At 72.0% G+C, this 14,078-nt stretch carries 15 protein-coding genes; 2 read left to right on the top strand and 13 right to left on the bottom strand.

The window, feature by feature from the left end; all coding sequences use genetic code 11:
* The first annotated feature begins 2 nt into the window (after nucleotides 1–2).
* Nucleotides 3–185 carry a DUF6104 family protein gene (locus FHS29_RS08925; RefSeq protein WP_121009100.1) on the top strand — a complete coding sequence of 61 codons (183 nt, stop codon included), beginning with the start codon at nucleotides 3–5 and terminating at the stop codon, nucleotides 183–185.
* A gap of 103 nt (nucleotides 186–288) precedes the next feature.
* Here FHS29_RS08925 and FHS29_RS08920 read toward each other — a convergent pair whose 3' ends face one another.
* The 10 genes from FHS29_RS08920 to FHS29_RS08875 all read right to left on the bottom strand — a co-directional run bounded on the left by FHS29_RS08920 (nucleotide 289) and on the right by FHS29_RS08875 (nucleotide 10,567).
* The gene (locus tag FHS29_RS08920; RefSeq protein WP_221455507.1) at nucleotides 289–828 is read right to left on the bottom strand and encodes an AAA family ATPase; all 540 of its coding nucleotides are present in this window, start codon (nucleotides 826–828) and stop codon (nucleotides 289–291) included.
* Nucleotides 829–927: 99 nt separating this feature from the next.
* The gene (locus FHS29_RS08915) at nucleotides 928–1,449 is read right to left on the bottom strand and encodes an RICIN domain-containing protein (RefSeq protein ID WP_184689901.1); all 522 of its coding nucleotides are present in this window, start codon (nucleotides 1,447–1,449) and stop codon (nucleotides 928–930) included.
* Between the two features lie 118 nt (nucleotides 1,450–1,567).
* Nucleotides 1,568–2,224, bottom strand: a complete 657-nt coding sequence (locus FHS29_RS08910; protein WP_184689899.1) for a maleylpyruvate isomerase N-terminal domain-containing protein — start codon at nucleotides 2,222–2,224, stop codon at nucleotides 1,568–1,570.
* Between the two features lie 89 nt (nucleotides 2,225–2,313).
* On the bottom strand, nucleotides 2,314–3,459 hold the full coding sequence (gene hutI / locus FHS29_RS08905; protein ID WP_184689897.1) for an imidazolonepropionase: 1,146 nt from the start codon (nucleotides 3,457–3,459) through the stop codon (nucleotides 2,314–2,316).
* On the bottom strand, nucleotides 3,456–4,724 hold the full coding sequence (locus tag FHS29_RS08900; RefSeq protein ID WP_184689895.1) for a formimidoylglutamate deiminase: 1,269 nt from the start codon (nucleotides 4,722–4,724) through the stop codon (nucleotides 3,456–3,458). The genes hutI and FHS29_RS08900 overlap by 4 nt, the downstream gene beginning before the upstream one ends.
* On the bottom strand, nucleotides 4,721–5,896 hold the full coding sequence (locus FHS29_RS08895) for an allantoate amidohydrolase (protein WP_184689893.1): 1,176 nt from the start codon (nucleotides 5,894–5,896) through the stop codon (nucleotides 4,721–4,723). The genes FHS29_RS08900 and FHS29_RS08895 overlap by 4 nt, the downstream gene beginning before the upstream one ends.
* Nucleotides 5,889–7,532, bottom strand: coding sequence for a urocanate hydratase (gene hutU, locus FHS29_RS08890; protein WP_184689890.1), 1,644 nt, complete (start codon nucleotides 7,530–7,532; stop codon nucleotides 5,889–5,891). Before hutU ends, FHS29_RS08895 begins: the two co-directional genes overlap by 8 nt.
* A complete protein-coding gene (gene hutH / locus FHS29_RS08885) occupies nucleotides 7,532–9,037 on the bottom strand; it encodes a histidine ammonia-lyase (RefSeq protein WP_184689888.1) in 1,506 nt (501 codons plus the stop codon). The genes hutU and hutH overlap by 1 nt, the downstream gene beginning before the upstream one ends.
* A gap of 64 nt (nucleotides 9,038–9,101) precedes the next feature.
* A complete protein-coding gene (locus tag FHS29_RS08880; protein ID WP_184689886.1) occupies nucleotides 9,102–10,091 on the bottom strand; it encodes a hypothetical protein in 990 nt (329 codons plus the stop codon).
* Nucleotides 10,088–10,567: a SigE family RNA polymerase sigma factor gene (locus tag FHS29_RS08875; protein WP_184689884.1), complete on the bottom strand. Its 480-nt coding sequence runs from the start codon at nucleotides 10,565–10,567 to the stop codon at nucleotides 10,088–10,090. Before FHS29_RS08875 ends, FHS29_RS08880 begins: the two co-directional genes overlap by 4 nt.
* Nucleotides 10,568–10,611: 44 nt before the next feature.
* Here FHS29_RS08875 and FHS29_RS08870 point away from each other — a divergent pair, with 44 nt between their 5' ends.
* Entirely contained in the window at nucleotides 10,612–11,400 is a 789-nt protein-coding gene (locus FHS29_RS08870) for an IclR family transcriptional regulator (protein ID WP_184689882.1), read from the top strand.
* A 307-nt stretch (nucleotides 11,401–11,707) separates the two neighbouring features.
* On the opposite strand, the gene FHS29_RS08865 is transcribed toward FHS29_RS08870, so the two are convergent.
* The 3 genes from FHS29_RS08865 to FHS29_RS08855 all read right to left on the bottom strand — a co-directional run bounded on the left by FHS29_RS08865 (nucleotide 11,708) and on the right by FHS29_RS08855 (nucleotide 14,059).
* Nucleotides 11,708–12,592: an ABC transporter substrate-binding protein gene (locus tag FHS29_RS08865; protein ID WP_184689880.1), complete on the bottom strand. Its 885-nt coding sequence runs from the start codon at nucleotides 12,590–12,592 to the stop codon at nucleotides 11,708–11,710.
* Between the two features lie 145 nt (nucleotides 12,593–12,737).
* Complete coding sequence (locus FHS29_RS08860; protein WP_184689879.1) at nucleotides 12,738–13,460, bottom strand: ABC transporter permease; 723 nt, start codon at nucleotides 13,458–13,460, stop codon at nucleotides 12,738–12,740.
* The gene (locus FHS29_RS08855; protein ID WP_184690120.1) at nucleotides 13,457–14,059 is read right to left on the bottom strand and encodes an ABC transporter permease; all 603 of its coding nucleotides are present in this window, start codon (nucleotides 14,057–14,059) and stop codon (nucleotides 13,457–13,459) included. The genes FHS29_RS08860 and FHS29_RS08855 overlap by 4 nt, the downstream gene beginning before the upstream one ends.
* Nucleotides 14,060–14,078 lie beyond the last annotated feature (19 nt).

The raw sequence follows: 14,078 nt of genomic DNA, 5'->3' as shown, positions 1-14,078 counted from the left end.
CGATGTACTTCACCGACCGCGGCATCGAGGAACTGGAGGCCCGCCGGGGCGAGGAGGAAGTGAGCCTCGCCTGGCTGGCCGACAAGCTCCGGTCGTTCGTGGACGCGAACCCGGAGTTCGAGACGGCCGTCGAGCGCCTGGCCACGTACCTGGCGCGGGACGACGAGGACGACCCCGAGGACTGACCGCACAGCACGGGTAAAGGGGCGCTCACGGGCGCCCCTTTCCCGTGCGGCCGTTTCCACGCCTGTGCCACGCTTCCCGCACGCCCCGGTCCGCACGCGGGTCTCAGGCCAGCCGGCAGGTGCCCTGTTCGACGGCGTGCCGCACGGCGGAGACCGTCTCGGCGGGTTCCTGCCCGCCGGAGTCCAGCGCGTGGTGCTCCAGCGGACCGAGGTCGGCGAACTGGCGGTGCAGCGCGAGGACCGGTTCCGGCGCGGTGAGCGCTTCGGCGCTGCGCGCTGTCGCCCGTGCCACGGTGGTGGACTCGTCCGGCCGCAGCACGACGTAGTGCAGTTCGAGGCCGGTGCGGGCGGCGGCGGCGCGGAACGGGTCGAGGAACCACGGCCCGATCACGCCGTCACAGACGACCTGGTAGCCCCCGGACGCGTAGCCGAACGCGGCCTGGACGACGACGTCCACGACGACCTCGTTCTGGCGGTGCGCCTCCGGCCGGTAGGGCGCGAGCCAGCCCTGTCGGATGTACCGCCAGAAGTCGTCCGAGTGCAGGTGCACGCTCGGTGACAGCACGTCGGCGAGCAGTCGGGACACGGTGCTCTTGCCCGCGCCGGGCGGTCCGCTGAGCACGACGACCTTGCCTGGATCCACGGACACCCATCATAGGAAGACGCCGCGTCGGCCCTCGGGCCGGTCGGCGCGAACCGGGCAGCGGCATCCCGCCCGCTGCCCGGCGCGTCCAGTGTCAGGTCAGGCCGTGTGGAAGTGCCTCCACCGCTGCACGTTGCCGTTCCAGCAGTCCCAGGCCTGGATCGTGGCGCCGGGAGTGGTGCTCCAGTCCTTGACGTCCAGGCAGAGGTTGGGGTTCACGTAGGACGCGATCTGCTGGACGTCACCGCCCATCTGCCGGATCACCCAACGCTGCATCGGCCCGTCCCAGCAGTCCCACTGCTGGAGCGCGACGCCACGCGGCGTGCTCGGGCTGCCGCCCGGCAGGTCCAGGCACTTCTTGCTGTTCTCGTTGACGATGTGGAACACGTTGTTGCCCAGCGGCACGTACCGCCACTTCGTCGGAGCACCGCCGTAGCAGTAGTACTGCTGGATCCTGCCCCCGTTGGCCACACTCCCGTAGGCCACATCCATGCACATCTTGCTGTGCTCGTTCACGACCACGTACAGGTTGTCCGCCGCCGCGCCGGCCGGCACCGCGGACAGCACGCCGACAGCGAACAAACCGACGACCATCGCGACGAGACGCCTTGCGTAGCGCATCGCTCTCCCCCTTCGGTTGGGTTCCGACTTGATGTCGGTCGACGCGCCGCTGATACACGCCGCTGAACCGAACCGTGCGGGAACGCGCCGGCGCCGGAGGTCGTTCGCAGTCGGACGATCACCCGAGGACGAGCGGCAGCTTCCCGGCCAGGTCGCCCAGTTCGGCCTTCTCCGCGTCGGTCGGGGCACGCCGGCCGGTGCCGACCAGCAGGGCGTCCCTGTCGGAGAACGACTCCGGGAACGCCGCCCCGGCGATCTGCTCCACCATCCAGCGCGTCCGGGCCAGGCCATCGGCGGGCGGTTCCGCCGCGCCGGGCAGGTGCGCGATCAGGTCGAGGTGGTGCAAGGTCCACTCCAGGACGTACGCGGAGAGGTAGTCGCCCGCGGTGAGGACCTCGCCGCGGGTGCCGACGCGGACCGCGGGGTCGGCGAGTTCGGCGGCGCGACCGGCTGCCGAGCCGACGTCGTCGAGGTGGAACTTGAGCAGCCACGGCTCCTGGTACGCGGCGGCCAGCCGGACGATCAGCGCGTCGAGCGGGTCGTCGCCGGTCGGCGGCGTTCCGGCGACTTCCCAGTAGGTGACGGCGTCCCGGGTCGGTTCGGTCCCGGCGGGGGTCACCAGGGTGATCAGGACGTCCTGGGCGTCGATGACCAGGTGGCACACCAGGTCCCGCACGAGCCAGCCGGTGCAGCCGGACGGGCGGGTGAAGTCCTCGTCCGTGAGGTCGGCGACCGCCGTGCGCAACGCCGTCCATGAGCGCGAGAAGAGATCCACCACGGCACGGTAGTGCGGTGCCGGAAAGGCGGACAACCGTATTCGGGCGGGGCGATTCGCGTACTAGGACCGTCGGCCGGGGTGAGCGGCTAGCGGACGCGCTCCCCCTTGCGCCAGACGGCGTGCGTCAACGGCACGCCCGGTCGGTACGCGAGGTGCGTCGTGCTGGGCGCGTCGAGCACGTGGAGATCAGCCCGTGCACCGACCGCCAGGTGGCCGATGTCGTTGCGGTTCAACGCGATCGCGCCTGCCTTGGTGGCCGCGTGGACGGCTTCCTCGATCGTCATGCGCATCTGGAGCACGGCGGTGGTGACGCAGTAGGCCATGGACGTCGTGTACGAGCTGCCCGGGTTGCAGTTGCTGGCCAGTGCGACGGTCGCGCCGGCGTCCAGCAGCGCCCGCGCGGGCGGCAGGGACTGGCGGGTCGAGAGGTCGCAGGCCGGCAGCAGGGTGGCGACGGTGCCGGAGTTCGCGAGGGCGTCGACGTCCGCCGCCGACAGGTAGGTGCAGTGGTCGACGCTGGCCGCTCCGAGTTCCACCGCCAGTCGGACGCCGGGTCCTTCGCCGAGCTGGTTGCCGTGGACGCGGAGGCCCAGCCCCCTGGCGGCGGCGGCTTCCAGCACGGCCCGAGACTGGTCGGCGTCGAACGCGCCCTGTTCGCAGAACACGTCGGCCCAGCGGACGTGCGGCGCTACGGCGTCGAGCATCTCCCCGCACACCAGGGCGACGTAGGCGTCCGCGTCAGCGCCGGGCGGGACGAGGTGGGCACCGAGGAACGTGGTCTCGTCGGCGTGCCGGGCCGCGATCCGGGCGGAACGCAGCTCGTCCGCCGTCGTCAGGCCGTAGCCGGTCTTCGTCTCGATGCACGTGGTGCCCTGGGAGACGGCCTCGGCGATGTGACGCCGGACGGTCGCCGCCAGTTCGGCGTCGGAGGCGGCACGGGTGGCGTCGACGGTGGTGGCGATCCCGCCCGCGGTGTAGGGCTTCCCGGACATGCGGGCTTCGAACTCGGCGGTCCGGTCGCCGGCGAAGACCAGGTGGGTGTGGCTGTCGACCCAGCCCGGCAGGACGGCCCGGCCCGCCGCGTCGAAGCGCTCGTCGGCGGCCGGCGCGTCGGGAGCGGCACCCACCCAGGCGACGCGGCCGTCGTCCACGACCAGGGCGGCGTCGGTGAGGCGGCCCAGTTCGGGGTCGTTGGTGGTCAGTTCGCCGATGTCGGTGATCAGGGTGCTCATGCCATCGCCGCCTTCAGGAGCTCGCCGACGTCGCCCAGGGTCTCGTGGACCCCGTTGCGGGCCACCACTCTGCCGCCGGACACGACCGCGACCACGTCCGAGGCGGTCGCGGTCAGCACCACCTGCTCGACGCCCGAACCGGTGGTGCGGACCGAGTCCATGCCGATGGCGACGAGGTCGGCCGGTGCGCCGACCTCGATCCGCCCCGCCTCCGGCCAGCCGATGGCGGCGTGGTTGGTCAACGCGTCCACCAGTTCGGCCGGGGTGAACCGGCCGCGTTGGCCGGTGCGCAGGCGTTCGCCGTGTTCCAGGCCGCGTGCCTCCAGCAGCGGGTCGATCACGGCGTGCTGGTCGCTGCCGAGCGACAACGGGCTGCCGGCGTCCTTCAGCTCCCGTGCCGGGCCGATCCCGTCCGCCAAGTCCGCCTCCGTGGTGGGGCAGAAGCACGCTCCAACGGACGCGCCACCCAGCATCGTGACGTCCTTTGTGGACAGATGGGTGGCGTGCACGGCCGTGGTCCGGGGCGTCAGGGCGCCCGCCTCGTGCAGGAGGCCGGTCGGGGTGAGGCCGTACGCCTCCAGGCAGGCCTCGTTCTCGGCCGGTTGCTCCGACAGGTGGACGTGCAGCGGCCGATCGGGGAACGCGCCCGCTACCAGCGACAACGTTTCACGTGGCACAGCGCGCACGGAGTGGATCGCCGCGCCGACCCTCGAATTGGCGTCTTCGGGCAGCTCGGCGACCCTGGCGGCCCACCGCTCGGCGGTGCCGTCGGAGAACCGCTCCTGCACCCCGGTCACGGGTCGGCCGATGCCACCGGCCAGGTAGCAAGCGTCCAAGAGGGTGATCCGGATACCGGCGTCGGCCGCGGCCCGGCGCAGCGCCTCGCCCATCTCGTTGCCGCCGTCGTGGAGGTAGTGGAACTCCCCCACGGCGGTCACGCCGGCCACCGCCATCTCCGCGTACACGGCCCTGGCCAGTCGCAGGTAGCTGTCCGGTGTCAGGCTCCCCGCCAGCGCATACATCCGTTCCCGCCACGTCCAGAACGTGCCGCCGTCGGAGTGCGTCCGGCCGCGCAGAGCCCGGTGGAACGCGTGGGAGTGGGCGTTCGCGAACCCCGGGAGCACGATCCCGTACAGGCGCTCGCACCCCAGCGGAATGGTGTCCACAGTGGACACGTGGACGATGGCCCCGCGATCCACCCGCACCAGGACGCGGGGCGCGATGCCGTCCGGCAGCCAAGCCTGTTCACACCAGAAGTTCCTCATCGGGCCAAGTGCTCCAACGTCGTCGCGAGCGCCACCACACCCGCCGCGCAGTCGTCGGCTTCGGCGAACTCGTCAGGGGCGTGGCTGATCCCGGTCGGGTTGCGCACGAACAGCATCGCGGTCGGGACGTGCGCCGCCAAGATGCCCGCGTCGTGCCCCGCACCGGTCGGCAGGGACGGGACGTTCCCGAGCGCGCCGGAGATCTCGTCGGCCAGGCCGCGGTCGAAGTGCACCGTGTCCCCGTACGACTCCTCCGTGACGCGCACCTCGCAGCCCTCCTCCACGGCCGCCGCCCGTGCCGCTTCGGTGATCTCCGCGACCACCTCGCGGGTGCGCCGGTCGTCGTCCGCCCGCGCGTCCAGCCAGACGTCCACCGAAGACGCGATCACGTTGGTGCCGCCGGGGTTCGGCACGATCCGGCCCACCGTCGCCCGCGCCCCGCCGGTAGCGGCCCGGCGAGCGGCCAGCACCAGTTGCGACGCGGGCAGCATCGGGTCGCGCCGGTCCTCGATCAGCGTCGCACCGGCGTGGTTGCCCTCGCCGGTGAAGGTGAACCGCCACCGGCCGTGCGCCAGGATCGAACTGGCCGACCCGACCGGGACGGTCAGCCCTCTGCCCTGCTCCACGTGGAGTTCCACGAACCGGCCGATCGACGCGAGCGCCACGTCGTCCCGGCCCATCCGCAGCGGGTCGAAGCCCGCCCGGTGCGCCGCCTCGCCGAACGAGACGCCGTCCGGGTCGGTCAGCCCGCACGCCGCCTCCGCCGAGATCGCACCGGTCATCAGCCGAGAGCCCAGGCAGGCCACGCCGAACCGCCCGCCCTCCTCCTCCACGAACACCACCACCGCCAACGGCCGGGACGGCTGGAAACCCTTGGCGCGCAACAGGTCGACCGCCTGCAACGCCGACACGACGCCCAGCGGCCCGTCGAACGCGCCACCGCCCGGCACGGAGTCCAGGTGGCTGCCGGTGACCACGGCGTCCGTCCCCGGCCCACCCCACCACGCCCAGATGTTGCCGTTGCGGTCCGGCCGCACGTCGAGCCCGCGCCGCGTCGCCTCCTCCACGAACCACGCGCGCAGCTCCAGCTCGACCCGGTCGAACCCGTGCCGCGAGTAGCCGCCGCGTCGGGCGTCGCGCCCGACGTCGGCGATGTCCGCGAGGTCAGTCATGGTGCGCCATCGGGATGCGGACGCCCTTGTCCGAAGCCACTGCCTGTGCCTCCGGGTACCCGGCGTCGACGTGCCGGATCACGCCCATGCCGGGGTCGTTGGTCAGCACCCGCTCGATCTTCCGCGCGGCCAGCTCGGTGCCGTCCGCGACGGTGACCTGCCCGGCGTGGATGGAACGCCCGATGCCCACCCCGCCGCCGTGGTGGATGGACACCCAGGTCGCCCCGGACGCCGTGTTCACCAGCGCGTTGAGCAGCGGCCAGTCGGCGATCGCGTCCGAACCGTCCGCCATGGCCTCGGTTTCCCGGTACGGGGAGGCGACCGAACCGCAGTCCAGGTGGTCCCGGCCGATCACGATCGGCGCGGACAGCTCGCCACTGGCCACCATCTCGTTGAACCGCAGGCCCGCCAGGTGGCGCTCGCCGTAGCCCAGCCAGCAGATCCGGGCCGGCAGCCCCTGGAACTCGACCCGTTCGCCGGCCATCCTGATCCACCGGGCGAGCTGCTCGTTCTCCGGGAACAGCTCCAGGATCGCCCGGTCGGTCCGGGCGATGTCGGCCGGGTCACCGGACAGCGCCGCCCACCGGAACGGGCCCTTGCCCTCGCAGAACAGCGGGCGGATGTAGGCGGGGACGAAGCCGGGGAAGTCGAACGCCCGGTCGTAGCCGCCGAGCCTGGCCTCGCCGCGGATGGAGTTGCCGTAGTCGAACACCTCCGCGCCCCGGTCCAGGAAGCCGACCATCGCCTCCACGTGGTCCGCCATCGACTCGCGGGAGCGGTCGGTGAACTCGTCCGGCTTCTTGCCCGCGTAGTCCGGCCAGTCGTCCAGGTCGACGCCCTTGGGCAGGTACGCCAGCGGGTCGTGCGCCGAGGTCTGGTCGGTGACGATGTCCACCGGCACCTCGCGGCGCAGCAGTTCCGGCAGCACCTCGGCGGCGTTGCCGATCAGGCCCACGGACAGCGCGCGGCCCTCCTCCTTGGCCCTGAGCACGCGGGAGATCGCGTCGTCGAGGTCGTCCGCGATCTCGTCCAGGTAGCGGGTCTCCACCCGGCGCCGGGCGCGGGCCGGGTCGACCTCGACGCAGAGCGCGACGCCCTCGTTCATGGTGACGGCCAACGGCTGCGCACCGCCCATGCCGCCCAGCCCGGCGGTCACCGTCAACGTGCCCTTCAGCGTCCCGCCGAACCGCTTGGTCGCCACGGCCGCGAACGTCTCGAACGTGCCCTGGAGGATGCCCTGGGTGCCGATGTAGATCCACGAGCCGGCCGTCATCTGGCCGTACATGGTCAGCCCCTCGGCCTCCAGCCGGCGGAACTCGGGCCAGTTCGCCCAGTCCGGCACCAGGTTGGAGTTCGCGATCAGCACCCGCGGCGCCCACTCGTGCGTCCGCATCACGCCCACCGGGCGGCCGGACTGCACGAGCAGGGTCTCGTCGTCCGCCAGCTCCGCCAGTTCGCGGCTGATGGCGTGGAAGCTCGGCCAGTCCCGCGCGGCCTTGCCGGTGCCGCCGTAGACGACCAGGTCCTCGGGCCGTTCGGCGACGTCGGGGTCCAGGTTGTTGTGGAACATCCGCAGGGCGGCCTCGGTCTGCCAGCTGCGGGCGGTCAGGTCGGTGCCTCGGGCTGCTCGCACCATCACAGGGCTCCACTTCGGATCAGGTCTTCGGCGGCGGCGATCTCCGGGGCCAGGTGGCGGTCCGGGCCGGGGCCCTGGACGGTCTCGCGCAGCTTCGCCACGGCCGCGGCGGTCGCCGGTGCCGGCTTCAGGGGTGCGCGCAGGTCCAGCGCGCGGGCGGCGGTGAGGAACTCGACGGCCAGCACGGTGCGCAGGCCGTCCACCGCCTTGCGCAGCTTGCGCGCGGCGGACCAGCCCATCGAGACGTGGTCCTCCTGCATCGCGCTGCTCGGGATCGAGTCGACCGACGCGGGCACCGCCAGCCGCTTGAGCTCGCTGACGATGGCGGCCTGGGTGTACTGGGCGATCATGTGGCCGGAGTCCACGCCGGGGTCGTGGGCCAGGAACGGCGGCAGGCCGTGCGAGCGGCTCACGTCCAGCATCCGGTCGGTGCGGCGCTCGGCGATGCTCGCCACGTCCGCGACCGGGATGGCCAGGAAGTCCAGCACGTACGCGATCGGCGCGCCGTGGAAGTTGCCGTTCGACTCGACCCGGCCGTCCGCCAGCACCACCGGGTTGTCGATCGCGGCGGCCAGCTCGCGGTCGGCGACCACCTCGGCGTACGCGACGGTGTCCCGGGCCGCCCCGTGCACCTGCGGCGAGCAGCGCAGCGAGTACGCGTCCTGCACGCGGGTGCAGTCCGGGCCGCGGTGGCTCGCCATGATCTCCGAGCCCGCCAGCAGCTCCGACATCCGCCGGGCGCTGCGCCCCTGACCCGGGTGCGGGCGCAGGGCGTGCAGGTCGGCGGCGAAGACGCGGTCGGTGCCCAGCAGGGCCTCCACGCTCATCGCGGCGGTGAGGTCGGCCACGTCCAGTAGATGGTGCAGGTCCTTCACCGCGAGCACCAGCATCCCGAGCATCCCGTCGGTGCCGTTGATCAGCGCGAGGCCCTCCTTCTCGGCCAACCGGACGGGCTCGATGCCCGCCTTCGCCAACGCCTCCCCGGCGGGCAGCAGGTTGCCGTCGGCGTCCCGGACCTCACCCTCGCCGGTCAGCGCCAGCGCGGCGGCCGACAGCGGCGCCAGGTCGCCCGAGCAGCCCAGCGAGCCGAACTCGTGCACCACCGGCGTGATGCCCGCGTTGAGCATCGCGGCCATCGCCTCGGCCGTCTCCAGCCGGACCCCGGTGTGCCCACTGGTCAACGTCCTGAGCCGGAGCAGCACGAGGGCGCGGACGACCTCCCGCTCGACCTCGGGCCCCGCGCCGGCGGCGTGCGAGCGGACCAGGGACTGCTGGAGGGCGGCCCGGCGGTCCGGCGGGATGTGCCGGACCGCCAGCGCGCCGAACCCCGTCGACACGCCGTAGGTGGGCTGCTCGGCGGTGGCCAGGCGTTCGATGTGCGCGCGGGCGGCACCGACGGCCTCCCGCGCCACCTCCGTGATCTCCACCGGCGCGTCGCCGCGGGCGACGGCGTGGACGTCCTCGCGGGTCAGGGGTTCCGGACCCAGCTGCACGGGTTGCTGCATGTGCACATCACAACCCGGCAGTTGGATCGGCACGACCCGGGAGCGCGGAAGACCGTCTGGTATCTCAGACGCCGAGCCAGGACAGGTCCACGCCGAGGTCCACCTCCACGAGCGCGGCCACCTCGGTCAGCGTCTCCACGGGCACGGGCTGCTGGAAGCCGGACAGCCCGAGCCCTCCCACGGACAGGAACCGGTCGGGCGCGAGCGGGATGGTCAGCACGCCACCGCCGGCCTCCTCGTACGACGCCTCACGGCCCAGCGCGGTCACCGTGCGGGGCGAACTCCCGACGTGGGCGACGCTGTGCAGCATGGCCATGTAGCGGCCGTCCCGGTACGACACGTCGGTGGACGCGGTCCAGTCGTCCCGCGAGTTCGCGCTGACCGTGAAGCGGGTGGACCCGCCGAACGACACCGGGACCCGGATCTGCCTCCGGTCCGGCCGCACGGACTCGGCGATCCGGCGGATCGTGCCGCGGGCGTCGGGAACGTTGTCCAGGTTCACGGTCAGCACCAGCTTGTCGGCCACCTGCCAGCGCAGGCCGTCGTCGGTGTAGACGCCCGGAGCCCCGTTCACCGTCGTCCGGTTCGCCGGCTCGTCCGCGGATTCGAGCAGCGAGCCGATGCTCCCCCTGGTGATCTCGAAGGTCAGCGCGGGCGCCGACGGGCTGTGGTCCGGGGGGGCCTGCCGCCAGGTCCGCTGCCAACCGTGGTCGAACAGGCTGCGCCGCCACTCGACGAACCCGTCCGGCAACCAGGTCGGCGCGTATTCCAGGCTCACCAGCTTCCCGGACGGCACACCGGTCGGCGACGGACTGCCGGTGACGGTGCTGAACGGCGGCCGGTTCGACCCGGCAGGCGGGGCGTCGGCGGTCGGCCGGGAGAACGTCGTGGCGGCGATCGCGACCACGGCCGCCGTGCCTGCGGTGGCGAGCACCAGGTACAGCGGCTTGCGACGGCGACGCGGCCGGTGCAGCGCGGCCAGCACCGGACCGGGCGGCGGGGCCAGGTCGGCCTGCCGACGCAGCGCGTCACGGATCAGGTCTTCGGTGTTCACAGCGCCTCCTTCACCCGGTCGGCCGCACGCAGCGTGGACAGCGCGCGGGAGATGTGACTGCGGACGGTTCCCTGGGTGCACCCCAGGACCGCGGCGATCTCGGCGTCGTCGTAGCCCTCGTAGAAGCGAAGCACGACGGCGGCCTTCTGCTTGCGCGGCAACCTCGCGATGCGACGCAACATCGCGTCCCGCTCGTCGTAGCGGCCCGCCGGATCGGGAGTCGGCGGGTCGATGCCGGTGAGGGTCGAATGGACCTTGAACCGCCGGCGCCACGACAGGAACTCGTTGGTGACCATCCGCTTCAGGTACGCGCCGGGCGCGTCGAGACCACCGATCCGAGCCCACCGCTGCTGGGCGCGCAGCAGGCACTCCTGCACGACGTCCTGGGCGAGGTGCGGGTCTCCGGTCAGCACCGTGGCGTACCGCAGCAACGGAGTGACCTGGCCCGCGGCGAAGTCCTCGAAGCTGGTCGTCATACCCCTCCAATGCGCGGTGGCGCCGCTTTGTTGAGAATGACGTCGTGGGATCCAGCAGCGACGTGCCGGCGTTGCGCCGAGGACTGGCCGTGCTGCGCCTGCTGGCCGGCCGCCCCGGCCCGCTGACGGCGGCGGCCGTGGCCCGCGAACTCGACCTGCCCCGCTCGACCACCTACCACCTGCTGGCCGAACTGGCGGCAGCGGGCTTCGCCACCCACTTCCCCGAGGAACGACGGTACGGACTGGGGGTGGCGGCGTTCGAACTGGGCTCCGCCTACCTGCGCCACGACCCGCTGGAACGCCTGGCGAGGCCGCTGCTGCGCCGCCTGGTCGACTCGGCCGGCCGCGCCGCCCACCTGGGCGTGCTGCACGGCGCCGAGGCGCTCTACCTGGTCCGCGAACAGCCCAGGCAGCCGTCCACCATCGTCTCCGACGTGGGCGTACGCCTGCCCGCCCACCTGACCGCCTCCGGCCGCGCGATGCTCGCCCACCTGCCCGGCGCCCAGGTCAGAGCCCTGTTCCCGAGCGTGACGAGCTTCGTGGACCGCACCGGACGCGGCCCGCGGAACCTACCCGCGCTCAGACGCCTGCTCACCGCCGAACGCCGACGCGGCTGGTCCGTGGAAGACGGCTACGTGACCGCCGGCTTCGCCTCGGTGGCCGCCCCGGTCTTCGACCACGGCGAACGCCCCATCGCCGCCATCACGGTGACCTTCCGACACGTGTGCGACGAGGAATGCGGCCGAACCTGGCCCGAACTGGCCCGGGAAGCACAAAAAACCGCCGACGCCCTGACAGAGCGCATCGGCGGCCACCGAACCAACCACACCTGACCCCAGCGCAGTGCGCTCCTCACCCGCCGCAGCGCGCCACCCACACCAGCCCGCGCCCCAGCGCGCCCCGCAACCCGTCGCCCACCCAGTCGCAGTGCGCCCCCGCACAGACCCTTGCTCTCGTGTTCTCCCCGTATGGCCTGCCCGCAGGGCTATCGCGCTTGTCCGGGGAGCGCAAGCACGCTGTTCGCTTGCGCTCCCCGGACAAGGGTGATCGTCTTCGACAGGCCATGCGGGGAGAACACGACGCTCTTCCTCCCCCGGAGGCCTGCCCAGCGGCGAGCGCCGCTTCTGCTCTTACCTGAGCCTAGATCTGGACCGTCTTCAAGAAGTCCGCCGCGACGTTCGCGATCGTCTCCTTGTCGATGTCCACCCGCTTCACCAGCTCCGCCAGGTTCTCCGTCGTCAGCGCCGCCGACACCTTGTTCAACGCCGCCTTGCCCTTGTCGTCCAGCGCGTCCGACCGCAGCAGCGGCACGATGTTCTGCGCCGGGTACATGCTCTTCGGGTCGTCCAGCTCCACGAAGTCGTTCGCCTTGATGTCAGCCGAAGTCGTGTACAGGTTGGCCACCTGGGCAGTGCCGTTCTTCAGCGCGTCCACCGTGACCGGCCCGCCGGCGTCCGTGGTCTTGATCTCCTTGAACGAGACGCCGTACAGCTCCTTGATCTTGGACTGCCAGCGCTGCCCCCACTCGCCGGCGGCACCCAGCACGTACTTGCCGTCACCGAGGTCCGCGATGGACTTCACGCCCGAGTCCGCGGTGGCCTTGGTGACCACCAGGACGTCCTTGTCCTCCGCCTCGGCCTTCTCCAGGACCTCCAGCCCGGACGGCGTCTTGGACTTCAACGCCGTGTAGACCTCGTCGGCCGACGTCTTGCTGTTGGCCTGGTCGAAGTAGTTGAGCAGGTTGCCGGTGTACTCCGGCACCACGCCGAGGGACTTGTCCTGCAACGCCTTCACGACCAGCTCACGCGCGCCGATGCCGGGTTTCACCGACACCTTCGCGCCGGTCGCCTTGAGCGCGCCCGCGTAGATCTCGGCCAGGATCTTGTTCTCGGTGAAGTCGGCCGAACCGACCACGACCTCACCCGTCGCGGACTGCCCGCTGCTCCCGCTCAGGTCCTCTTTGGACCCGCACGCGGAGACGACCAGGGCAGCCGCCGCGACGATGACGGTCAACGTGCGCTTCATGCCGTACTTCCTCCCACTCCGGACTCCCACACCACTCCACCGCTCAGTCTCACACCACTCCGACCGCCCGGCCCTGCGGCCACGTCGGTCTCACACCACTCCGACCGCCCGGCCTGCGACCACGTCGAGCTCACACCGCTCGGTCTCACACCACGTCGACCACTTCGGCCTCCTCGACCGGCTTCACACGCCGCCGAGTCTCCGCCGCCAGCCGCAATCCCCTCGGTATGACGAGCTTCCCCGCGAGCGCGAGGAGCAGGTCGAGCCCCACCGCGAGCAGCGCGATCAGCACCGCACCACCGACGACCTGCGCGTAGTCCAGCACCCGCAGGCCGTCCAGCAGCGGCCGGCCCAGCGTCTCGATGCCCACGTACGCGGCGACCGAAGCCGTTGCCACGACCTGCAGGGTCGCGTTCCGCAGCCCACCCACGAGCAGCGGCAGCGCGTTCGGCAGCTCGACCCGCCACAACCGCTGCGAACCGGTCATCCCCATGCCGCGCGCGGCGTCCACCACGCCCCGGTCGACGTCCTGGATGCCCGCGTACGTCCCGGCCAGGATCGGCGGCACCGCCAGCACGACCAGCGCGATCAGCACGCTCACCGTCTGCACGCCGTTCATCACCAGGTACAGGAACGTCACCAGCCCCAGCGTGGGCAGGGCGCGCAACGCGTTGCTGCTGCCGACGAGGAGCACCCCGCCCCGCCCGGTGTGCCCGATGTAGAGCCCGAGCGGCACCGCGATCAGGCTCGCCCCGAGCACCGCGCCCAGGCAGTAGAGCAGGTGCACGCCGACCCGCACCGGGATCGACTTGGCGCCGCTCCAGTTCACCGGGTCCAGCAGCCAGGCGATCGCGTCCGCGAAGATCATGACCGACCCGCCTTCGTCCACGGGGTCAGCGCGTTGCGCAGCACCACCAGGATGAGGTCCACCACGAGTGCCAGCACCATTGTGAGCACGATGCCGACGATGATCGGGGCCAGGTAGCGCTGCCGGAAGCCGTCGGTGAACAGCACGCCCAGGCCTCCGGTGCCGATCAGCGCGCCCACGCTGACCAGGCTGATGTTGCTCACCGAGCCGACCCGCACCCCGGCCGCGAGCACCGGCACGGCCAGCGGCAGCTCCACGGTGAGGAACCGGCGCCACGGCCGGAAGCCCATCGCGGTGGCGGCGGCCCGCACGTGGTCGGGCACCGCCGCCAGCGCCTCGGCGACCGGCCGCACCAGCAGCGTCGTGGTGTAGAGGGTGAGCGCGATGACCACGTTCACCGGGGCGAGCACCGAGGTGCCGATCACCGCCGGAATGATCACGAACAGCGCCAGCGACGGGATCGTGTAGAGCACGTTCGACACGCTGACCAGCACGGTGTTCACCCAGCGGAACCGGTGGCAGGCCAAGCCTAGGACGACCGCCAGCACCACCGAGATCACCAGCGGCACCAGCGACAGGTAGATGTGGTCGAGCAGCATGGTCAGCAACGCCGAGCGG

The organism is Saccharothrix tamanrassetensis (assembly GCF_014203665.1).
Classification (GTDB): domain Bacteria; phylum Actinomycetota; class Actinomycetes; order Mycobacteriales; family Pseudonocardiaceae; genus Actinosynnema; species Actinosynnema tamanrassetense.
This window is presented reverse-complemented; position numbering and strand designations above follow the sequence as displayed.